General features: G+C 70.2%; 17 protein-coding genes. 9 read left to right on the forward strand and 8 right to left on the reverse strand.

Annotated elements, in window-relative coordinates:
* Positions 1–155 precede the first annotated feature (155 nt).
* From ACFWHU_RS30530 to ACFWHU_RS30550, 5 genes are read right to left on the reverse strand one after another with little or no spacing between them, the layout of a single operon-like run.
* The gene (locus ACFWHU_RS30530) at positions 156–1,466 is read right to left on the reverse strand and encodes a DUF58 domain-containing protein (RefSeq protein ID WP_387228736.1); all 1,311 of its coding nucleotides are present in this window, start codon (positions 1,464–1,466) and stop codon (positions 156–158) included.
* Between the two features lie 11 nt (positions 1,467–1,477).
* Positions 1,478–2,461, reverse strand: a complete 984-nt coding sequence (locus tag ACFWHU_RS30535) for an AAA family ATPase (protein ID WP_385804505.1) — start codon at positions 2,459–2,461, stop codon at positions 1,478–1,480.
* Positions 2,458–3,723 carry a DUF4350 domain-containing protein gene (locus tag ACFWHU_RS30540; RefSeq protein WP_387228739.1) on the reverse strand — a complete coding sequence of 422 codons (1,266 nt, stop codon included), beginning with the start codon at positions 3,721–3,723 and terminating at the stop codon, positions 2,458–2,460. Before ACFWHU_RS30540 ends, ACFWHU_RS30535 begins: the two co-directional genes overlap by 4 nt.
* Positions 3,720–4,409, reverse strand: a complete 690-nt coding sequence (locus ACFWHU_RS30545; RefSeq protein ID WP_387228741.1) for a DUF4129 domain-containing protein — start codon at positions 4,407–4,409, stop codon at positions 3,720–3,722. The genes ACFWHU_RS30540 and ACFWHU_RS30545 overlap by 4 nt, the downstream gene beginning before the upstream one ends.
* Positions 4,410–4,413: 4 nt before the next feature.
* The gene (locus ACFWHU_RS30550; protein WP_385804499.1) at positions 4,414–5,667 is read right to left on the reverse strand and encodes a hypothetical protein; all 1,254 of its coding nucleotides are present in this window, start codon (positions 5,665–5,667) and stop codon (positions 4,414–4,416) included.
* A 183-nt stretch (positions 5,668–5,850) separates the two neighbouring features.
* Between ACFWHU_RS30550 and mtnA the strand changes: the two genes are divergently transcribed.
* The 7 genes from mtnA (at position 5,851) to ACFWHU_RS30585 (ending at position 14,627) form a co-directional block, all read left to right on the forward strand.
* Positions 5,851–6,999 carry an S-methyl-5-thioribose-1-phosphate isomerase gene (gene mtnA / locus ACFWHU_RS30555; RefSeq protein WP_385804497.1) on the forward strand — a complete coding sequence of 383 codons (1,149 nt, stop codon included), beginning with the start codon at positions 5,851–5,853 and terminating at the stop codon, positions 6,997–6,999.
* Positions 7,000–7,232: 233 nt separating this feature from the next.
* Positions 7,233–7,910: a two-component system response regulator MtrA gene (mtrA, locus tag ACFWHU_RS30560; protein ID WP_005486885.1), complete on the forward strand. Its 678-nt coding sequence runs from the start codon at positions 7,233–7,235 to the stop codon at positions 7,908–7,910.
* A 1-nt stretch (position 7,911) separates the two neighbouring features.
* On the forward strand, positions 7,912–9,999 hold the full coding sequence (gene mtrB / locus ACFWHU_RS30565) for an MtrAB system histidine kinase MtrB (protein WP_387228743.1): 2,088 nt from the start codon (positions 7,912–7,914) through the stop codon (positions 9,997–9,999).
* Between the two features lie 25 nt (positions 10,000–10,024).
* The gene (locus ACFWHU_RS30570) at positions 10,025–11,839 is read left to right on the forward strand and encodes an LpqB family beta-propeller domain-containing protein (RefSeq protein WP_387228745.1); all 1,815 of its coding nucleotides are present in this window, start codon (positions 10,025–10,027) and stop codon (positions 11,837–11,839) included.
* A 107-nt stretch (positions 11,840–11,946) separates the two neighbouring features.
* Positions 11,947–12,669 carry a ComF family protein gene (locus ACFWHU_RS30575; RefSeq protein WP_385804489.1) on the forward strand — a complete coding sequence of 241 codons (723 nt, stop codon included), beginning with the start codon at positions 11,947–11,949 and terminating at the stop codon, positions 12,667–12,669.
* Between the two features lie 314 nt (positions 12,670–12,983).
* Positions 12,984–13,673, forward strand: coding sequence for a ribosome hibernation-promoting factor, HPF/YfiA family (hpf, locus tag ACFWHU_RS30580; protein ID WP_385804487.1), 690 nt, complete (start codon positions 12,984–12,986; stop codon positions 13,671–13,673).
* Positions 13,674–13,865: 192 nt separating this feature from the next.
* Positions 13,866–14,627, forward strand: coding sequence for a response regulator transcription factor (locus ACFWHU_RS30585; protein ID WP_078077048.1), 762 nt, complete (start codon positions 13,866–13,868; stop codon positions 14,625–14,627).
* Positions 14,628–14,636: 9 nt separating this feature from the next.
* On the opposite strand, the gene ACFWHU_RS30590 is transcribed toward ACFWHU_RS30585, so the two are convergent.
* Together ACFWHU_RS30590 and ACFWHU_RS30595 are read right to left on the reverse strand one after the other, a co-directional pair.
* Positions 14,637–15,827 (reverse strand): winged helix-turn-helix domain-containing protein, encoded by a 1,191-nt coding sequence (locus tag ACFWHU_RS30590; protein ID WP_385804485.1) that lies wholly within the window; start codon positions 15,825–15,827, stop codon positions 14,637–14,639.
* Positions 15,828–15,884: 57 nt separating this feature from the next.
* Positions 15,885–16,514 carry a GNAT family N-acetyltransferase gene (locus ACFWHU_RS30595; protein WP_387228749.1) on the reverse strand — a complete coding sequence of 210 codons (630 nt, stop codon included), beginning with the start codon at positions 16,512–16,514 and terminating at the stop codon, positions 15,885–15,887.
* Positions 16,515–16,754: 240 nt separating this feature from the next.
* Between ACFWHU_RS30595 and secA the strand changes: the two genes are divergently transcribed.
* Positions 16,755–19,580 (forward strand): preprotein translocase subunit SecA, encoded by a 2,826-nt coding sequence (secA, locus tag ACFWHU_RS30600; RefSeq protein ID WP_385804481.1) that lies wholly within the window; start codon positions 16,755–16,757, stop codon positions 19,578–19,580.
* Between the two features lie 335 nt (positions 19,581–19,915).
* Here the strand turns inward: secA and ACFWHU_RS30605 are convergent, their stop codons facing one another.
* A complete protein-coding gene (locus tag ACFWHU_RS30605; RefSeq protein ID WP_387228751.1) occupies positions 19,916–20,368 on the reverse strand; it encodes an Rv3235 family protein in 453 nt (150 codons plus the stop codon).
* A gap of 293 nt (positions 20,369–20,661) precedes the next feature.
* On the opposite strand from ACFWHU_RS30605, the gene ACFWHU_RS30610 reads away from it, so the two are divergent.
* Positions 20,662–21,168: a DUF6912 family protein gene (locus tag ACFWHU_RS30610; protein WP_385804477.1), complete on the forward strand. Its 507-nt coding sequence runs from the start codon at positions 20,662–20,664 to the stop codon at positions 21,166–21,168.
* Positions 21,169–21,192 lie beyond the last annotated feature (24 nt).

Consider the following 21,192-nt stretch of genomic DNA (forward strand, 5'->3'; position numbering starts at 1 on the left):
CGCCGATGGTACTGCAGGGGGGACCCTGTGGGAGAGTAGGACGCCGCCGAACAATCTTTGGTTGGGAATGCCCCGCACCTCTGGTGCGGGGCATTTCTGCGTTCAAGACCCTTTTTCGGGTACGGAGCGGTTTCTCTCCCCGTACCCGACCCCATTCAGAGGCGACCCGCGGCCTTCAGCGCCAGATAGGCATCCGCCAGCGCCGGCGCCAATGAGTCGGGCGCGGCGTCCACGACTGTGACGCCGTAGCGCTGGAGCTTCTCCGAGGTACGGCGCCGTTGGGACTGAGCCTGGGAGCCGGCGGCCGCCTCGTAGACCGCGTCGACCGAGCCGCGGGCCGTGCTCATCGTCTGGGCGTGTGGATCGGCCACCGAGGCGACGAGCACCGTGTGCCGCTGCGTGAGTTGAGGGAGGACAGGCAGTAGCCCTTCCTCGACCGGTGCCGCTTCGAGGCTGGTCAGCAGGACGATGAGGGAACGGCGCGGGGCGCTCTTGAGGACGGTGGCGGCCAGGCCGCGCGCGTCCGTCTCCACGAGCTCGGGCTCCAGCGTGGACAGTGCGTTCACCAGCGAGGGCAGTACGTCGCTCGCCGAGCGTCCCCGGACCTGGGCCCGTGTCCTGCGGTCGTACGCCAGCAGGTCGACCCGGTCGCCCGCGCGGGTGGCGAGTGCCGTGAGGAGAAGAGTGGCGTCCATCGCGGCGTCGAGCCGGGGGACGTCGCCGACACGGCCGGCTGAGGTACGGCCGGTGTCGAGGACGACGAGGATGTGACGGTCGCGTTCGGGGCGCCACGTACGAATCGTGACCGCTGACTGACGGGCGGTGGCGCGCCAGTCGATGGACCGGGTGTCGTCTCCCGCTATGTAGGGGCGGAGGCTGTCGAACTCGGTGCCCTCGCCGCGGGTGAGCACGCTTGTGCGGCCGTCGAGCTCGCGCAGTCGGGCGAGCCTGGACGGAAGGTGCTTGCGGCTCGTGAACGGCGGCAGGACACGCACCGTCCACGGCACGTCGTGGCTTCCCTGGCGGGCTGCCAGGCCGAGAGGGCCGAAGGACCGCACGGTCACTCGTTCCGTACGCCGGTCGCCGCGCCGTGTCGGGCGGAGGAGCGTTGAGAGTCGGCGGCGTTCTCCGGCGGGGACGGTCAACTCGTGCCGGGACGCGGCCTGTTCTGTGCCGGTCGGCCAGCTGCTCGGGGGCCAGGCGTCGCGGATGTGGGCGCGCAGCGTGCGGCGTGCCGGATTGGCGACTGTGAGCTGGACCTCGGCGCTTTCTCCGAGTCGAACTGACGTATCACCACTTCGAGTGAACCGGAGCGTTCGCACTGGCGCGGCCAGGCAGTAGTCGCACAGAATTGCGAGGGAGAGGGGCGCGTTGACCGCCAGCATCCCGGCCCAGCTGGGGGCGAGGAGGCCGACGGGAATCGAGCCGAGAGCGGCGAGGAGCGCAGCTCGTCCGGTGAGGGCCATGGTTCATCGCCTCATCGGGGCACGGGGACATGGGCCAGGATCGCGGTGATGACGGAGTCCGCGGTGACTCCCTCCATCTCCGCTTCGGGGCGGAGCTGGACGCGGTGTCGCAGGGTGGGCAGTGCCAGGGCCTTCACGTCGTCGGGCGTGACGTAGTCGCGGCCGGTGAGCCAGGCCCAGGCACGGGCTGTGGAGAGCAGAGCGGTGGCTCCTCGCGGGGAGACGCCGAGTGAGAGCGAGGGGGAATCACGAGTGGCACGGCAGATATCTACGACGTAGCTCGCTATCTCCGGGGAGATGGAGGTCTTGGCGACCGCGGCACGTGCCGCTTCGAGGTCGGCCGGGCCTGCGACGGGGCGTACTCCGGCCGCTTGGAGGTCGCGCGGGTTGAAGCCGTCCGCGTGGCGGGTCAGGACGCTGATCTCGTCGTCGCGTGACGGGAGGGGGACGGTCAGCTTCAACAGGAAGCGGTCGAGCTGTGCTTCGGGGAGGGGGTAGGTGCCCTCGTACTCGACCGGGTTCTGTGTGGCCGCGACCAGGAACGGATCGGGGAGCGCCCGAGGTGTTCCGTCGATCGTGACCTGGTGCTCCTCCATCGCTTCGAGAAGCGACGACTGGGTCTTGGGAGGGGTTCGGTTGATCTCGTCGGCGAGCAGCAGGTTGGTGAAGACGGGGCCGGGCTGGAAGGAGAACTCCGCTGTTCGCGCGTCGTAGACGAGGGAGCCTGTGACGTCGCTCGGCATCAGGTCGGGGGTGAACTGGACGCGTTTGGTGTCGAGTTCGAGAGAGGCGGCGAGGGCCCGTACCAGAAGTGTCTTCGCGACGCCGGGGACTCCTTCGAGAAGGACGTGGCCCCGGCAGAGCAGGGCGACGACGAGTCCGGTCACGGCGGGGTCCTGGCCGACCACGGCCTTCGCGATCTCGGCGCGCAGGGCCTCCAGGGAGGCGCGGGCGCTGTCCGAGTTCGTAGCGGTCTCGGGGGTCGGGGCACTCATGAGGTGCGTACCTCTCTTTCGAGGGCGTCGAGTTGATCCGTCAGGCGGATGAGAGCCGCATCGTCGGCCGGCGCCGGGCCGAAGAGCAGCGTGCGGGGATCCCGCGAGCTGTCGGGGAGTTGCGCGGAGACAGCGGGGACGAGTGCCTCCGGGGTGTGGGCCTCGGACGGTGGGACACCGAGGAGGGAAGCGAGACGGGCGCGGGTCTCCGTACGGAGGACCGAGGCGGCGCGGTCGCGGGCATTGGCCTTGCGGTAGAGGCGGGCGCGGCCCTCGGTGGCCTCGGAGGCGCGGATGGCGACCGGGAGCCGTTCGGCGACGACGGGGCCGAGTCGGCGGGAGCGCCAGACGGCGGCGAGTACGGCGGCGAGGGCGAGTTGGAGCGTGCCCCAGAGCCAGCCGGAGGGAATCAGGTCGAGGAAGCTCGACTCGTTGCCTCCCGCCTCCTGTTCCTCTCTGTCACCGCTGTTGCCGTCACCACTGCCGCTGCCGGATTCGGTGGCGGAGGGATCACTGAGTGAGGGGAGGTACCAGACGATATGAGGTCGCGAGCCGAGGAGTTGAAGGGCCAGCGAGGCGTTGCCCTGTTTGGCGAGACGCTCGTTGTAGAGGAGATCGGGGGAGCCGAGCAGGACGGTGTCGCCGCCGGCGGCATCGTCGACCCTGAGAAGGGACGGAAGCCCGTCCGTCGGGTAACAGGCTTCGCTGTTCGGCGAGTCCGTGGTGTAGCGCACTCCGCCGATGTCGACGGCGCCCGCCTTACGGGCGGCGGGCAGGGAGCAGCGGGGCTCACGCGCGGCAACCGGTGTATCGGGGGCCGAGGTGACGTCCGGGGCCAGGAGGTCGACGGAGGGCGGTCCCGCCGACAGAAGGACCGTGCGGCCGCCGGAGGTCTCCGTCGCGCTTCGCAGCGTGCGTTGCTGATGGAAGGTCAGCAGGTTGGGGGAGGTGACGACCAGGGTGGTGTCCGGGCCGGCCCCCTCGCTCGCTTCGGCGAGTGTCGTGACGACGCGGGTGGAGACACCGCGGTCCTTGAGCAGTTCGGCGACGGCGCGGCTGCCCAGCGGGTCGGCGGAGCGGGGGTCGAGGCGGCCGTGCTGGTCGCCGGAGCGTACGGCGGCCAGGGCGATCCCGGCGACGAGAAGAATGGCGAGTGCGATCAGCAGCCCTCGGACACGCTTCCAGATCTGCTGGGCGCTGGGCGACAACGAGGTGGAGCCGGTCGCGGGCCCGGGAGGCGCGTTCGTCGTGGTGCCGGTCATTCGGCGGCTCCCTGGGTGGCGCCGCTCAGCTGGGGTTTGCTGTTCTCCAGGCCGAGGTCCAGTTCACGCAGGCGCAGGTATGTCTGCCGGTCCGCCGAGCGTCCGCCGTACGTTACGTCGTCGAAGGCCCTGGCGGCTGCCCGCAGGGCGGTCGCGTGCTCAGGGAGTGACCGGCCCGCGTCGGCGGCGGCCTCGTCGGCGGTGCGGCCGGGGCGAGGGTCGAGCACGGTGCGCTCTTCCAGGGAGCGGACGACGGCGCGCATCCGTTCCTGGACGGCCTGGTTCCAGCGTTCGGCCGCGGCGTGTTCCTCGGCGTTGGCGCGGTGTTCGGCCGCGCCGCGAGGGCCGGAGTCGAAGAGCGCGTCCTTGGGACGGACGGTGCGTCGGGGGGTGCCGAGGCGCCACCAGAGGGCGGCGCCGAGCGCGGCGACCAGCAGCGCGATGACGGCGAGACCGACCGGGCTCGTTACCCCGGAACCGGCCACGGAGTTGAAGAGATCCCCGATCCACTCCCAGAAGCGGTCCATCGCGCGCTCGAGCAGATTCGGGTCGTTCTCGTGGTACATCGGCTTGGACAGCTCGTCCTCGGCCGCCTCACGGGCGGGGACGCGCGAGGTGTCCACCGGTATCTCGTCGCTCGTGCGCGCCGTCAGCCACGCTGTTGCCGTGCCCCCCGTGCCGAACACCGCATCAGCCCCTGGGGGCGTCGTTGCCAGGCCGCTCGGAGCCGTAGCCCGGTACGCCGGCGGCGCGTGCGAGTTCGAGGTCCAGGGCTTCGCGCCGGATGCGCTGGTCCACGTAGAGGAGCACCGAGACACCCGCGGAGATCGGCAGGGTGATGGAGGTGCTGATCACCGTGCCGATGCCGGTGATGATCAGGAAGGGCCAGCCGAAGTCCGGACCGCTGTCGGAGAAGAGACCGCTGACACCTTCGCCGTCCACGGCCATGGCGACGAGGCTGAACGGCACGGCGATGATCATGGACACCACGAAGGTCAGCAGCATCGTCAGCAGCAGGATGCCGAAGATGCGCCACCAGGTGCCCTTCACGAGCTTGGCGGAGCGGCGCAGGGACGCGACGATCCCCTGGCGTTCGAGCATCAGGGCCGGCGAGGCGAGGCTGAAGCTGACCATCAGCCAGATGACCAGGACGAGCGCGGCAAGTCCGCCGAGCATCGTCAGCGCGATCCCGGCACCGGAGCCGATCAGCAGTCCCGGGAGGACGCCCACAGTCACGACGAGGGCGCCCACGACGGGCAACAGCAGGGTCAGGCCGAGGAGTTGGAGCAGCCGGGGCCGGGCCTCGGTCCAGGCGTCCGACAGCGTGACGCTGCGGCCGAGCACGGAGCGGCTGATGACCACGGTCAGTACGGCAGTGGTGAAGAGCGTGCCGATTATGGTGATGAGAAGCGACGGCGCGAGCGCGAGGAGACTGGACTGCATCGCGTCGACGGCCTGGTTCAGGGCTTCCGTCGGGCTCGCGTTCGGGTCGATGTCCACCGGCTCCGGCAGGAGATAGCGCTGGACGAGTATGTCGCCGATCTGCGAGATGACCGCGACGACGATGGTGACACCGAGGACGGTGCGCCAGTGGGCCCGCAGCGTGGACACAGCGCCGTCGAGGATCTCCCCCACACCCAGGGGGCGCAGGGGGATGACGCCGGGCTTCGCCGCGACGGGCGGCTGTCCCCAGCCGGAGTGCCGTCCGCCGGGACCGGGACCGGGGCCGCCCCAGCCCGGTGCGGTGCGGGGAGCGGGCGGTACGGGGCCGGGGGCGCTGGGCGCGGACCACTGTCCGGCCGGCGGCTGGGTCTTGGACCACTTCGAGGGGGAGTCCGAGGGCGTGCCGATGTCGTCGGCGGGCTCGGCGGGCCGGGGCACGCTCGCGTCCTGGCCGTCGGACGGGGCAGATCCGGGCGAGGCCCAGCCCGGAGTGTCGTTCACGGTCGTCCACCTCGTGGATTGGTTTCGGAGGCAGGCTCTGGGAGCCGGCGCTGCAACGGTGCCTGTCTGCGGAGCAGAGCGGGAGGCTGGCAGCCATCGTGCCACGCGTGGCCCACCGGCGGGCGGGGTGCTCCATCTCCTTCTCACCTTCATAGTCCGAGCGCTACCGGGCAGACTGGGCGGATGACTGATCAGTACGCACCATTCCCGCTCGCGGCCGAGCCGTCCATGTCCCCGGCGCTGCGCTGGGACGAGCTGCCGGAAGGGCCCGTACTGGTGCTCCTCGACCAGACGAGACTGCCGGTCGAGGAGGCCGAGCTGGTCTGCACCGACGTGCCGGCCCTGGTCCAGTCGATACGGACGCTCGCCGTGCGCGGTGCGCCGCTCCTGGGCATCGCCGGTGCCTACGGTGTCGCCCTCGCCGCCACACGCGGATACGACGTCGACGAGGCGGCGGCGCTGCTGGAGTCCGCCCGGCCCACGGCCGTGAACCTCGGGTACGGGGTACGGCGGGCGCTGGAGGCTCACCGGGCGGCGATCGCCGGAGGCGCCGATCAGGAGCAGGCGGCCGCGGCCACCCTGGTGGAGGCGAAGAAACTGCACCGTGAGGACGCCGTCGCCAGCGCCCGGATGGCGGCATCGGGGCTGTCGCTCCTGGACGAGTTGCTGCCGGGCGGAAGTCATCGGATCCTGACCCACTGCAACACCGGGTCACTGGTCTCGGGTGGTGAGGGCACCGCGTTCGCAGTGGCCCTGTCGGCACACCGGGCGGGGCGGCTGAGGCGGCTGTGGGTGGACGAGACACGTCCGCTGCTCCAGGGGGCGCGGCTGACGGCGTACGAAGCGGCCCGTAACGGGATGGCGTTCACGCTGCTCGCGGACAACGCCGCCGGTTCGCTGTTCGCGGCCGGCGAGGTGGATGCCGTGCTCATCGGGGCGGACCGGATCGCCGCCGACGGCTCGGTGGCGAACAAGGTGGGCAGCTATCCGCTCGCGGTTCAGGCGAGGTACCACCATGTGCCGTTCATCGTGGTGGCGCCGACGACGACGCTGGATCTCGACACCCCGGACGGTGCGTCGATCGAGGTGGAGCAGCGGCCGGGGCAGGAGGTGACCGAGCTCACGGCCCCGCAGGCGGCCGGGGCCGGGGTGGAGGTGGGCGGTGGGATGCCGGTGGCGCCGCTGGGAACGCAGGCGTACAACCCGGCCTTCGACGTGACGCCGCCGGAACTGGTGACGGCGTTGGTCACCGAGTACGGGGCGCTGTCGCCGGTGACGCGGGACGGGATCGCGGAGCTGTGCGCCCAGGCGCGACAGGAGGCGCGGGCCTGACGGGACAGGTGCGCGAGGGGTGGGGAACAGGCGCTGTCGGGTTCGCCGGGCGGACGGCTCGCTAAGGTTCCTGTCGAAGGACCCGTCAACGAGGCAGGGTGTGACATCTGTGGTTGACGTCAACAGCAACGAGCCGCGACGGTCCGTGAAGGACACACGTCCACGTCGTCCCAGGTCAGTGAGCTGGATCACGCAAGTCTACGCAACGGAAATGAAAATGGGATGATGTCGATATGAAGGGACGCGTCCTTGTCGTCGATGACGACACCGCACTGGCCGAGATGCTCGGCATCGTGCTGCGAGGTGAAGGGTTCGAGCCGTCGTTCGTCGCGGACGGCGACAAGGCCCTCGCCGCTTTCCGTGAGGCCAAGCCGGATCTGGTGCTGCTGGATCTGATGCTGCCCGGCCGCGACGGTATCGAGGTGTGCCGGCTCATCAGGGCCGAGTCGGGTGTACCGATCGTCATGCTGACGGCCAAGAGTGACACGGTCGATGTGGTGGTCGGGCTCGAATCGGGCGCCGATGACTACATCGTCAAGCCGTTCAAGCCGAAGGAGCTGGTCGCCAGGATCAGGGCACGGCTTCGCAGGTCCGAGGAGCCGGCACCGGAACAGCTGGCCATCGGCGACCTGGTCATCGACGTGGCCGGTCACTCGGTGAAGCGTGAGGGGCAGTCCATCGCCCTGACGCCGCTGGAGTTCGACCTGCTCGTCGCACTGGCCCGCAAGCCGTGGCAGGTCTTCACCCGTGAGGTGCTCCTGGAACAGGTCTGGGGCTACCGGCACGCGGCCGACACCCGTCTGGTCAATGTGCATGTCCAGCGGCTCCGCTCCAAGGTCGAGAAGGACCCGGAGCGCCCGGAGATCGTCGTGACCGTCCGCGGTGTCGGCTACAAGGCCGGACCGAGCTGACATGTCCAGCGGCAGTTCTGCCCCGAAGCCCGGGGAGCCGGGAGTCCGTACGGGGCGGACCGCCGACAGGAGCCGCTGGGGCTCACGCCTCGGCAGGCTCTTCCAGGGCGGCCGGCTGCTCCAGGACGGGGCGGCGGGCGGCCCCGTGCCGCGTCTCGTCGTGCGCTGGGCCAGGCGTCCGGTGCTGCCCGCCGTGCGGCTGTGGCGGCGGAACATTCAGCTCAGGGTGGTCACCACCACTCTGCTGATGTCGCTGGGCGTCGTGCTGCTGCTCGGCTTCGTCGTGATCGGCCAGGTGCGCAACGGTCTGCTGGACGCCAAGGAGAAGGCGGCCCAGAGCCAGGCGGCCGGTGGTTTCACCGTCGCCAAGGAGAAGGCCGACGCACCGGTCGAGCCGGGTGGGCAGGACGGCGGCTCGGGCGACGGCAGGTCGAGCCGCAACTCCGTGAACTGGCGCTCCGACCTGGTCGTACAGCTGGCCAGTGGAGGCCAGAGCGCGTTCAACGTGGTGGCGCTGAGCGCCGACGAGAACGGGGCGGGCTCCAGCAGCCGCTTCCCGCGCGCCTCCGGCGGCGTGGACCACATCGCGAGCGTTCCCGCCAATCTGCGCTCGGCCGTCACCAAGGGCACCGGCACGTTCCAGCGCTACACCCTGATCCAGTACACGGACGGCCGAGAGTCCGAGTCCGGCCTGGTGGTCGGCAAGCGCCTGACCGATGTCGACGGCAATTCCTACGAGCTGTACTACCTGTTCCCGCTGACGCAGGAGGAGCAGTCGCTCAACCTGGTCAAGGGCACCCTCGCCACGGCGGGGCTGTTCGTCGTCGTCCTGCTCGGGGCCATCGCCTGGCTCGTCGTACGGCAGGTCGTGACGCCCGTACGGATGGCCGCGGGGATCGCAGAACGGCTCTCCACCGGTCGGCTCCAGGAACGTATGAAGGTCACCGGCGAGGACGACATCGCCCGCCTCGGTGAGGCCTTCAACAAGATGGCCCAGAATCTTCAGCTCAAGATCCAGCAGCTGGAGGAGCTCTCCAGGATGCAGCGCCGCTTCGTCTCCGACGTCTCGCACGAGCTGCGCACCCCGCTGACCACGGTCCGGATGGCCGCCGACGTCATCCATGAGGCCCGTGTCGACTTCGATCCCGTCACGGCGCGCTCGGCGGAGCTGCTGGGCGACCAGCTCGACCGTTTCGAGTCACTGCTGTCGGACCTGCTGGAGATCAGCCGGTTCGACGCCGGTGCCGCGGCCCTGGAGGCCGAGCCCATAGACCTGCGGGTGGTCGTACGCCGCGTGATCGGCGGAGCCGAACCGCTCGCCGAGCGCAAGGGCACCCGGATCCGGGTCATGGGGGACGAACAGCCGGTCGTCGCCGAGGCCGATGCCCGGCGCGTCGAGCGGGTCCTGCGCAATTTGGTCGTCAACGCCGTCGAGCACGGCGAGGGGCGGGACGTGGTGGTGCGGATGGCGGTGGCCGGCGGAGCCGTGGCCGTGGCCGTACGCGACTACGGAGTGGGGCTCAAGCCCGGCGAGGCGACCCGCGTCTTCAACCGCTTCTGGCGGGCGGACCCGGCGCGGGCCCGTACCACCGGCGGTACGGGCCTCGGCCTGTCGATCGCCGTCGAGGACGCGCGTCTGCACGGCGGCTGGCTCCAGGCGTGGGGCGAGCCGGGCGGCGGGTCGCAGTTCCGGCTGACGCTGCCGCGTACCGCCGACGAGCCGCTGCGTGGCTCGCCGATACCGCTGGAGCCGGAGGACTCGCGGCGCGGCCGGGAGCGTTCCGTCTTCGGAGACCCGAAGGAGAGCGCGCACCGGTTGAAGAGCGTGCCCTCCCAGTCGGCGTCGGGGGCGTCCCTTCCGGTGCCGGCCAGGACGCCGGTGCCACCGCCCGCGGGCGTCGTCGACCCGACGGCGCTGCCCGGCAACGGTGCCCGGGTGGTGCCGCGTTCCACCGGCGAGCCCGTGGAACGGGACCCGGCCACGTCATCGAAACCGCCCCGGTCTTCGAACACACCGTCGTCATCTGCCTCCGCGGTCACCTCCGCGCCCCAGGCACCGGAGCGGGAGGACACGACTCGTGGGCGTTGACCGCCTTCGTCACGGCCGAGGACGCGTGCCGCGGCTGCCCGTCGTGTTCGGGTGCTGCGCCCTGCTGCTGGCCGGCTGTGCGTCGATCCCCGACAGCGGGGACGTCGAGCCCGTCAAGGCATCCCCGCGCGGGGACTCCCAGGTGCGGGTGTATCCCGTCGCGCCCGCAGAGGGTGCCGATCCGAACGAGATCGTCGACGGCTTCCTCGAAGCGATGACCAGCGACGACCCCGACTTCGCGGTGGCCAGGAAGTATCTGACGAAGCAGGCGTCGCAGAGCTGGCAGCCGGCGGACCGTACGACGGTGCTGGCCGCCGCGCCCGATCCGGCCGACCCCCAGGGGCCGTCCGGTCCCGACGGCCCCGGCCTCACCTACCCGCTCTACGGCGAGCAGATCGCCGCGGTCGACGCCGGGCACGCCTACCAGCCGGTGGCGCCCGAGCCGTACAGCCGCGCCATCCATCTCGTCCAGGAGAAGGTGCTGGACGGCAAGGAGTGGCGCATCGACGACCTTCCGCAGGGGCTCGTACTCGGTGAGTCCGACTTCCAGCGCAACTACCGGGCCGTGAACAAGTACTACTTCGCCTCCGGACAGGGCTGGCTCGTCGCCGACCCCGTCTACATCAGGCAGCGCATAGACCCGGTGACGCGGATGGACCCCGTCACCCAGGCGGTCAAGGTGCTGCTCGACGGGCCGACGGACTGGATGCGGCCCGTGGTCGACTCGCCGTTCCCGACAGGTACGGAGCTGAAGCGCGGCACCCGGACTCTCGAATTCGACGACCGGAACTCCCTGAAGGTGCCGCTCAACGCGAAGGTCGACAACGTCGGCCGGGAACAGTGCCGCAAGATGGCGGCGCAACTGCTCTTCACGCTGCGCGACTTGACGTCCACCCGAGGCGAACAGGTCGAACTGCTCAGGCAGGACGGTTCCTCGCTGTGCGTACTGAGCGGCGACCAGGCGGAGGAGTTCGCGGCCGACCGCACCTCGGGCAGCTCGGACAGCCCGTACTTCATCGACGCGAAGGGCCGGCTCGCACAGCTGTCGGCGAGCAGCAAGGAGCCGATCGACCCGCCGCGTGTGCGCGGCCCGTTCGGCGACGGCACGATGCCGCTCGGCCGGGTCGCCGTCGCGCGGGACGAGAAGCACGCGGCGGGCGTCTCGCAGGACGAGAAGTCCCTGTACGTCGGCTCCATCATCTCGGCGGGTGAGGTGGGCGACGCCCTGGTCGTCAGCAAGGCCGAGAAGAAGGAGGACCGGTTGTCGGCGCCGAGTTGGGACGGCAACGGCGATCTGTGGATAGCGGACCGCGACCCGAAGCAGCCCCGGCTGCTGCGGCTGGCCGACGGCGCCGACGCGCCCCGGGAGGTCACGGTCGACGGGCTCGGCGACGCGCGCATCAAGGCGCTGCGGGTCTCCGCCGACGGCGTACGGGTGGCGCTGCTGCTCGCCGAGGACGGGCGTACGACCCTCCAGATCGGCCGTGTGGAGCGTCGCGGGCCTGCCGAGGAGCAGACGGTGTCGGTGACGGAGCTGAAGGCCGTGGCGCCTCGTATGGAGACGGTGACCGCCGTTTCGTGGGCGGGGCCCAGCCGGCTCGTCGTGGTCGGTAAGGAGGCCGGCGGGGTGCAGCAGGTGAGCTACATCCAGACGGACGGTTCGACATCGCCGGCGGGCGTGCTGCCAGGCCTGAACCAGGTCACCGGGATCGCCGCGGCCGACGACGAACAGCAGCCGCTGGTGGCCGACTCGGACGACGCGGGCATCGTGCGGCTGCCGACCGGTGCGAACTGGCAGACGATGGTGAAAGAAGGCTCGTCACCGGTCTACCCGGGCTAGCCGGCTTCCACCCGTACGGCCCCGCGCCGGCGGCATTCGGGCCGGATCTCGATCCCGGTTATCCACAGGGGTGGCCGGAGGCCCGAGTCGTTGGCACAGTGGGTGACATGCGGGTGTGGTGGCGAGAAATCACCGGGCTGGTGCTGCCGGTCGCCTGCGGCGGCTGCGGGAGTCCCAGGACGCCGCTGTGCGACGCGTGCGGAAGGGCGTTGTACGGGACGTGGCCCTGCCGGGTGCGGCCGGTCCCCGAGCCCGTGGGGCTGCCGGTGGTGCATGCCGCCGCTCCGTACGAGGACGCCGTACGGGCCGTGCTGCTGGCCCACAAGGAGCGTGGTGCCCTCGGGCTGGCCGCGCCCCTGGGCAGAGCGCTGGCCGGGGCGGTCCAGGCCGCTGTCCCGCCGGGTACGGGTGTCGGCCCGCTGATTCTCGTACCGATTCCGTCGACGAGGCGCGCCGTCGGCGCGCGCGGACATGACGCCGCCCGGCGCATCGCCCTGGCGGCGGCCGGGGAACTGCGGCGTACGGGGCGATCGGCGCGGGTGCTTCCGGTGCTGCGGCAGCGGCGCGCGGTGGCCGACCAGGCGGGCCTGGGCGCCCGCCAGAGGCTCAGCAATCTCGCCGGGGCGCTGGAGGTCGCCGTCGGGGGCGCGGGGCTTCTGGAGGGCGGCAGGGTGGTGCTCGTGGACGATCTCATGACGACCGGCGCCTCGCTTGCCGAGGCGTCGCGCGCGATGCATGCCGCGACGAGACCGGGGTACCCCGCATTCATACAGGTGAGCGCCGCCGTGGTCGCCGCACCTCCGCTCTCTTTCGAAATAAACCGGAACTGATCGCGAGTTCGCTTCGTTGCAGGTGGTGAGGGTCGTAAAACACCGGAACGGACGTACGCACTGGTAGCGGGTGCCGACACCCGTCCAAGCGAGCTATGTTCGGTTGTGAGGAAAGCGAAAGCTGTACCTCGTCGATATGCAGTGGTGTGCGGAGCGTTTTCCAGGACCTTGAAGTCGGAGGGAATGGGGATCTTGCCCACGGGGGAGGAGGAGGTGAAAGTCACCAAGTCCGAGGCCTCGGTGCCCATCGAGGTCTGGTGCAAGAGGGAGTAGCTCCGCAACGCGGCGGAGCGAATCCGGGAACGGAGTTCTGCGTGGACATCGTCGTCAAGGGCCGCAAGACAGAGGTACCCGAGCGGTTCCGTAAGCACGTGGCCGAGAAGCTGAAGCTGGAGAAGATCCAGAAGCTCGACGGCAAGGTGATCAGCCTCGACGTCGAGGTGTCCAAGGAGCACAACCCGCGTCAGGCGGACCGTTGCGACCGGGTGGAGATCACGCTCCACTCCCGCGGTCCCGTCATCAGGGCGGAAGCCGCCGCCGCCGACCCGTACGCAGCACTCGACCTGGCCACCGGGAAGCTGGAGGCGCGGCTGCGCAGGCAGCACGAGAAGCGCCACAACCGCCGTGGCGCCGGGAGGCTTTCGGCCGCCGAGGTCGTCGACGTCGTCCCCGGTGTGGCCCAGCTGAACGGATCGGGTCCGGCCCCCGCGGACGAGTCGTCGAACGGCATTCCCACCACCAGGATCGGCTCGCTCGAAGTACAGGGCGAAGGACCGCTGGTGGTCCGCGAGAAGACGCACACCGCTGCTCTGATGACCCTCGACCAGGCGCTCTACGAGATGGAGTTGGTCGGACACGACTTCTATCTGTTCGTGGATTCCGAGACCAAGGAGCCGAGCGTCGTCTACCGGCGCCACGCCTACGACTACGGCGTCATCCATCTGAGGACCGACCAGTTGGCCGAATCCGAGGCCGCGGGCGCCGGCGGCGCACTCGGCGGCTGAGAGAAAAAACGCCCCTCGGTGGTGCCCCCGCAGTGCCTGATCCGGCCGCGGGGGCACCACCGCGCGACTACTGGATCACCGCTCTGTCGGCCGGGCATGAAATCATGGCCATGCACGCCAACCCACGGTCCCTGACCAGGGGTTGGTGTAGCTCGCATGTACTTCGGCCCATGGCCTTCAGGGGGAGGAACGATGGCGGACAGCTTCGGGCCGGTGCACCACGCGCGCGGTGCCGGCGGTACGACGGGCGGTGCCGGACCGGACACCGGCACGGACCCGGACGACCCGGGGAAGGAACCGATCAGGGTCCTTGTCGTGGACGACCACGCCCTCTTCCGCCGGGGGCTGGAGATCGTCCTCGCCCAGGAGGAGGACATCCAGGTCGTGGGGGAGGCCGGAGACGGCGCGGAGGCCGTCGACAAGGCCGCCGACCTGCTCCCCGACATCGTGCTGATGGATGTCCGGATGCCCAAGCGCGGCGGCATCGAGGCCTGCACCTCCATCAAGGAGGTGGCCCCCAGTGCCAAGATCATCATGTTGACGATCAGCGACGAGGAGGCCGACCTCTACGACGCGATCAAGGCGGGCGCGACCGGTTATCTCCTCAAGGAGATTTCGACGGACGAGGTGGCCACCGCGATTCGCGCGGTGGCCGACGGGCAGTCACAAATCAGCCCCTCCATGGCCTCCAAGCTCCTGACCGAGTTCAAGTCGATGATTCAGCGCACCGACGAGCGCAGACTCGTTCCGGCGCCGAAGCTCACCGACCGCGAGCTCGAAGTCCTCAAACTGGTCGCCACGGGAATGAACAACCGTGATATCGCCAAGGAGTTGTTCATCTCCGAGAACACCGTGAAGAACCATGTCCGCAACATCCTGGAGAAGCTGCAACTGCACTCCCGGATGGAGGCCGTGGTCTACGCGATGCGGGAGAAGATCCTCGAAATCAGATGACGGCCGCGATCAGATGACGGCCCGCGTCAGCGCCGCGGCCAGTTCGGGGCGGTCGACGCGCTCGATCCGTACGGAGTCGCAGCCCACCCACTCGGCGGCCTCCCGCAGCGCCCGCGCCATGGGCTCGACGGCGGCGGGGGTGTCCAGCGAGACCTGGCGGGCGACGAGTGTCGTGCCCTCGCGCGCCGGGTCGACGCGGCCGAGCAGCTTCCCGCCGGACAGCAGCGGCATCGCGAAGTACCCGTAGATCCGCTTGGGCTTGGGCACGTATGCCTCCAGGCGGTGGGTGAAGCCGAAGATCCGCTCGGTGCGGGCGCGCTCCCAGATGAGCGAGTCGAACGGCGAGAGCAGAGTCGTCCGGTGCCGGCCGCGCGGAACACTCGCCAGCGCCTCCGGATCGGCCCAGGCGGGCTTCGCCCAGCCCTCGACCGTCACCGGCACCAGCCCCGAGTCCGCGATCACCGCGTCGACCTGCTCGCCCTTGATGCGGTGGTAGTCCCCGATGTCCGAGCGGGTACCCACCCCCAGCGACCGGCCCGCGAGCCGTACGAGCCGCCGCAGGCACTCGGTGTCGTCCAGATCGTCGTGCAGCACCTCGTCGGGAATGGCGCGCTCCGCCAGGTCGTAGACCCGCTTCCAGCTCCGGCGCTCCGTGCACACCACCTCGCCGTGCATCAGCGCCCGCTCGACCGCGACCTTCGCCTCGGACCAGTCCCACCACTCGCCGCCGTTCTTGGCGCCGCCCAACTCGGTGGCCGTGAGCGGACCCTCCGCCCGCAACTGCTTGATCACCGCGTCGTACGCACCGTCCGACAGCTCGTGGTGCCAGTGCGGGCGGGCGCGGTAGGCGCGGCGCCGGAAGGCGAAATGCGGCCATTCCTCGACCGGCAGGATGCAGGCGGCGTGCGACCAGTACTCGAAGGCGTGCGGGTGGGGCGGGGCGTCGGCGGCGGCCGCCGGTGTCCAGTACGCCCCCTCGACCGTCTTGCGGCCCACGGCGCCCAGCCGTGCGTACGGAATCAGCTCGTGCGAGCGGGCGAGCACCGAGATCGTGTCCAGCTGTACGGCCCCGAGATGACGCAGCACACCGCGCACGCCGCCCCGGCGGTCGGGGGCGCCGAGGAATCCCTGGGCGCGCAGCGCCATACGGCGTGCTTCGTCTGCGGACAGCTCGGCGGCGGCGCGCGGCACAGTGGTCATGCCCCGAACGATAGACGGCGCCACTGACAGTGGACCGGGGCCCGGTGGCCGCCGCTGTCAGGGCCGCGCGGGCAGATACGGGTGCCTGGACGGCAGGCCGAGATCGGAGGGCAGGAGCGCGCCGATCCAGGCGTCGCGCGCCGTCTCCTTGAGGAGCAGGGCGGCGCGCAGGGTGCCCTCCATGACGAAACCGGCCTTCAGCGCGACGGCCCGTGAGCCCTCGTTGCCGGCCTCGGCCCGCCACTCGACGCGTTCGGCGCCCAGCTCCGTGAACATCCAGCGGGTCAGGGCGCGCAGCGCCTCCGTCGTGTAGCCCCGGCCGCGGTGCTCCCTGACCGTCCAGTAGCCGACCGCCCACACACCGGTGTGGCCGTGGGCGTTGACCGAGGCCAGCAGCGGGCCGCCGCCGACCGGCTCGACCGCGAAGACGAAGTTGGTCCCGGCCCGCCGCATGTCCGGGACGATCCGCTCGATGAAGTGCTCGGCGTGCCGTCTTTCGTACGGAGAGGGGATCGTGGTCCACCGCTGGATGTCGGGATCCTGACAGGCGGCGCACACGGCGTCGATGTCCTCCGGCACCAGGGGGCGCAGCCGCAGACGCTCGGTGATCAACTCGGTCGCCACCTCGGTGGTCAAGGAGGTGGCGGAGGTCTCCGGAGGGGCGGCCCGGGGGGCGAGTGGCTCCATGGGGGGAGTGTGGTGACCGGGGCTCCCCGGCGCGAGCGCTTTTCGTACCTCACCGGCACCTTCCACGCGTCCCGCGCGTTCTCATTGCGGGTGACAGGAGGCCGGGCGTCACGTGGACCTCCCGAGGCGGCCGGGTCCTCGCTTACGATGGCCGTTGCGGTGGGGTCGGCCTGCCGCGCCCGCGCCAGTGTCCCTCACCAGACCCAGTGCCAGGCCCGACCGGCAAGGAGACCAACCTCAGTGTCCGTCTTCAACAAGCTCATGCGTGCAGGCGAAGGCAAGATCCTGCGCAAACTGCACCGCATCGCGGACCAGGTCAACTCCATCGAAGAGGACTTCAGCGCCCTCTCCGACGCCGAGTTGCAGGCCCTCACCGACGAGTACAAGCAGCGTTATGCCGACGGTGAGACTCTGGACGACCTGCTCCCCGAGGCCTTCGCGACCGTCCGCGAGGCGGCCAAGCGGGTGCTCGGCCAGCGTCCGTACGACGTCCAGCTGATGGGCGGCGCCGCGCTGCACCTCGGTCATGTCGCCGAGATGAAGACCGGTGAGGGCAAGACTCTCGTCGGCACGCTGCCCTGTTACCTGAACGCGCTGTCCGGCAAGGGCGTTCACGTGATCACGGTCAACGACTACCTGGCCGAGCGCGACTCCGAGATGATGGGCCGGGTCCACAAGTTCCTGGGCCTCACCGTCGGCTGCATCCTCGCCAACATGTCGCCCGCGCAGCGCCGTGACCAGTACAACCGCGACATCACGTACGGCACGAACAACGAATTCGGCTTCGACTACCTCCGCGACAACATGGCGTGGTCCCAGGAGGAGCTAGTCCAGCGCGGTCACAACTTCGCGGTCGTGGACGAGGTCGACTCGATCCTGGTCGACGAGGCCCGTACGCCGCTGATCATCTCCGGTCCCGCCGACCAGGCCACGAAGTGGTACGGCGACTTCGCCAAGCTGGTGACCCGGCTCACCAAGGGTGAGGCGGGCAACCAGCTCAAGGGCATCGAGGAGACCGGCGACTACGAGGTCGACGAGAAGAAGCGCACCGTCGCCATCCACGAGTCCGGGGTCGCGAAGGTCGAGGACTGGCTGGGCATCGACAATCTGTACGAGTCGGTGAACACGCCGCTGGTCGGTTATCTGAACAACGCGATCAAGGCCAAGGAGCTGTTCAAGAACGACAAGGACTACGTCGTCATCGACGGCGAAGTCATGATCGTCGACGAGCACACCGGCCGTATCCTCGCGGGCCGCCGCTACAACGAGGGCATGCACCAGGCGATCGAGGCGAAGGAAGGGGTGGACATCAAGGACGAGAACCAGACGCTCGCCACGATCACCCTCCAGAACTTCTTCCGCCTCTACGACAAGCTGTCCGGTATGACCGGTACGGCCATGACCGAGGCCGCCGAGTTCCAGCAGATCTACAAGCTGGGCGTCGTGCCGATCCCGACGAACCGGCCGATGGTCCGCGTCAACCAGCCCGACCTGATCTACCGCACCGAGGTCGCGAAGTTCGCGGCGGTCGTCGACGACATCGCCGAGAAGCACGAGAAGGGCCAGCCGATCCTGGTCGGCACGACCTCCGTGGAGAAGTCCGAGTACCTGTCGCAGCAGCTCTCGAAGCGGGGCGTGCAGCACGAGGTGCTGAACGCCAAGCAGCACGACCGTGAGGCGCCGATCATCGCCCAGGCCGGGCGCAAGGGCGCGGTGACCGTCGCCACGAACATGGCCGGCCGTGGTACGGACATCAAGCTCGGCGGCAACCCCGACGACCTCGCCGAGGCGGAGCTGCGTCAGCGCGGCCTCGACCCGGTGGAGCACGTCGAGGAGTGGGCCGCCGCGCTGCCCGCCGCGATGGAGAAGGCCGAGCAGGCGGTGAAGGCGGAGTTCGACGAGGTCGTCGACCTCGGCGGGCTGTACGTCCTCGGTACGGAGCGTCACGAGTCGCGCCGTATCGACAACCAGCTGCGTGGTCGTTCCGGCCGTCAGGGCGACCCGGGCGAGTCCCGCTTCTATCTGTCGCTGGGCGACGACCTGATGCGCCTGTTCAAGGCGCAGATGGTCGAGCGCGTCATGTCGATGGCGAACGTCCCCGACGACGTCCCGATCGAGAACAAGATGGTCACCCGTGCCATCGCCTCGGCGCAGTCGCAGGTGGAGCAGCAGAACTTCGAGACGCGTAAGAACGTCCTGAAGTACGACGAGGTGCTCAACCGGCAGCGCCAGGTCATCTACGGAGAGCGCCGCCGGGTCCTGGAGGGCGAGGACCTTCAGGAGCAGATCCGGCACTTCATGGACGACACGATCGACGACTACATCCGCCAGGAGACGGCGGAGGGCTTCGCCGAGGAGTGGGACCTGGACCGGCTGTGGGGCGCCTTCAAGCAGCTCTACCCGGTGAAGGTCACCGTCGAGGACCTGGAAGAGGCGACCGGCGACCGCGCCGGCATCACGGCGGAGTTCATCGCCGAGTCCATCAAGGACGACGCGCACGAGCAGTACGACGAGCGCGAGAAGTCGCTGGGCCCGGACGTGATGCGCGAGCTGGAGCGGCGCGTGGTGCTGTCCGTGCTGGACCGCAAGTGGCGTGAGCACCTCTACGAGATGGACTATCTCCAGGAGGGCATCGGCCTGCGTGCCATGGCGCAGAAGGACCCGCTGGTCGAGTACCAGCGTGAGGGCTTCGACATGTTCACCGCCATGATGGAGGGCATCAAGGAGGAGTCCGTCGGCTACCTGTTCAACCTGGAGGTCCAGGTCGAGCAGCAGGTCGAGGAGGTCCCGGTGCAGGACGCGGCGGAGCGTACGTCGCTGGAGAAGGCGGACGCGGGTGCCCGTGCGGGCGGCGCGCGTCCGGAGATCCGGGCGAAGGGCCTGGAGGCTCCGCAGCGGCGGGACCGGCTGCACTTCTCCGCGCCGACGGTGGACGGTGAGGGCGGCGTCGTCGAGGGTGACTTCGAGAGCAACGGCGGGGCGGACCGTACGGAGGCGGGCGCGGGGACGACTCGCGCGGAGCGTCGTAAGGCGCAGAAGGGTGGGGGGCGGCGCCGCAAGAAGTAAGCGGCCTCCTCTCTCTCCAGCTGTCGCTGGGACGGCCGGGTTCGGACACGAGGTGTCCGGCCCGGCCGTCGTCGTTTGCGGGCGGGGTGGTGCCGGGGCCGTCCGGCGGCCGGTTCGTCCTCAATCGCCGGACGGGCTGGGGTGGTGCCGGGTTGGTGAGGATCGGTCCGCTACGGCGGGGTGTGTCCTCGATCGCTGGATGGGCTTGGTGGGGTGCGGGTGGGTTGGGTTTGTGCCGGGTTGGTGAGGATCGGTCCGCTGCGTCCTCGATCGCCGGACGGGCTTGAGGTGGCTGTGGGTGGGCTGGGATGGTGCCGGGCGGGCTTCCGTAGGGGTCAGGTGGGTGGGCGGGGGGCCACTTCTACCGCTGCGCAGCGCCAGCGGAGGTCCGGGCCCTGTTCGAGGCGGAACGCCATCGCGCGGACCTGGTCGCCCGCCGCGATGCTGGCCCAGGCCTCGACCACTCCCGGTCGGGGGTGGAAGCCCCGGCAGGTGCGGATCACCGGGGTGGTGTTGCGGGCCCGCAACGGGGTCGTCGGGGCCAGGCGGACGAGTTGGTCGTACGCCTCGCCGATCGTCCGGCCCAGCATCGAGTGGACCGGGCGCAGGCCGCTCAGGACGGCGAGCAGTTGTTCCGCGAAGCGCTCGTGCGGCTGAAGCGAGGGCCGGCGGTGCTGGGGGACCACCCGCCCGGGCCTGCGCGGGTCGCGCCTGGTCGGTGGCCGGGTGGTGGCGACCGTCCGGGCCGCCGCCCTGTCGTACGTCCTGCTGGTCTCTGTCCCGCTCACGCAGATCGCCCCCGTTCCGCCGGCCCGGTCGCATCGCATTACCGGGCGGTAACTTGTGTTGGAGATCTTCTACGGGTGATCCGGGATCGTCGCAAGGGCCGGATTCCGTGGCGGCACGTGCGTCGGGTGTCACCTGTCCGAGTGGCCGGGCAGGCCGGGCCAGGGTCGCAGGCGTCACTCTGTGTGTTCAGGAGGGTGTGAAACGGCTCCGCAGTGTCACCCCGACGAGGGACCGGCCGAATACGCCGGACGTATCCTTGAACGGCTCTCCCGACTACGAAAGCGGTCATCGCATGCGCGTCTACGTCCCTCTGACCCTTCCCGGTCTCGCCGAGGCGCAGAAGACGGGCGAGCTGGGCCCCGGGCCGCTGACCGCGTACGCGGTGACCCCCGGACTGCGCGAGTGGTATCTCTCCGACGACATCGAGGAGTTGGAGTACGCGGCCCTCAACCGCGCCGCCGCCGCCTCGCTCCGGCAGCTCGCCGGTGATCCGTCGGCCGCGCGGCGCCGGGTCGTGGTCGCCGTCGACGTACCGGACAAGGACGCCGCGGCCGACCCCGACCGCGGGGTGGACGCCGCCGGGCTCGGCGAGGTGCGGATCGCCACCGCCGTCCCCCTGGCCAAGGCCGCCGCCGTGCACATCGACTCCGACGACGCCGAGGACGACGTGTCCGCGGCCGCCGCGGCGCTGGGCGCCGCCGACCACGGCGACGACGACGCGCAGTTCACGGTGGACGGGGCCGAGGACCACGAACTGCTCTGGTTCGGGGTGCAGGAGATCCCGGGCATCGTCGCGTAAGGTTCGGCGGCGCGTTGTCGGACC

The sequence above is a fragment of the Streptomyces sp. NPDC060366 genome (assembly GCF_042725135.1).
Classification (GTDB): Bacteria; Actinomycetota; Actinomycetes; order Streptomycetales; family Streptomycetaceae; genus Streptomyces.

Excerpts from the sequence above, each read along its gene's own strand:
- mtnA (WP_385804497.1), top strand. The coding sequence starts at position 5,851 with ATGACTGATCAGTACGCACCATTCCCGCTCGCGGCCGAGCCGTCCATG.
- ACFWHU_RS30585 (WP_078077048.1), top strand. The coding sequence starts at position 13,866 with ATGGCGGACAGCTTCGGGCCGGTGCACCACGCGCGCGGTGCCGGCGGT.
- ACFWHU_RS30540 (WP_387228739.1), bottom strand. The coding sequence starts at position 3,723 with ATGACCGGCACCACGACGAACGCGCCTCCCGGGCCCGCGACCGGCTCC.
- ACFWHU_RS30575 (WP_385804489.1), top strand. The coding sequence starts at position 11,947 with ATGCGGGTGTGGTGGCGAGAAATCACCGGGCTGGTGCTGCCGGTCGCC.
- mtrB (WP_387228743.1), top strand. The coding sequence starts at position 7,912 with ATGTCCAGCGGCAGTTCTGCCCCGAAGCCCGGGGAGCCGGGAGTCCGT.
- ACFWHU_RS30610 (WP_385804477.1), top strand. The coding sequence starts at position 20,662 with ATGCGCGTCTACGTCCCTCTGACCCTTCCCGGTCTCGCCGAGGCGCAG.
- ACFWHU_RS30595 (WP_387228749.1), bottom strand. The coding sequence starts at position 16,514 with ATGGAGCCACTCGCCCCCCGGGCCGCCCCTCCGGAGACCTCCGCCACC.
- ACFWHU_RS30590 (WP_385804485.1), bottom strand. The coding sequence starts at position 15,827 with ATGACCACTGTGCCGCGCGCCGCCGCCGAGCTGTCCGCAGACGAAGCA.
- ACFWHU_RS30530 (WP_387228736.1), bottom strand. The coding sequence starts at position 1,466 with ATGGCCCTCACCGGACGAGCTGCGCTCCTCGCCGCTCTCGGCTCGATT.
- ACFWHU_RS30535 (WP_385804505.1), bottom strand. The coding sequence starts at position 2,461 with ATGAGTGCCCCGACCCCCGAGACCGCTACGAACTCGGACAGCGCCCGC.
- mtrA (WP_005486885.1), top strand. The coding sequence starts at position 7,233 with ATGAAGGGACGCGTCCTTGTCGTCGATGACGACACCGCACTGGCCGAG.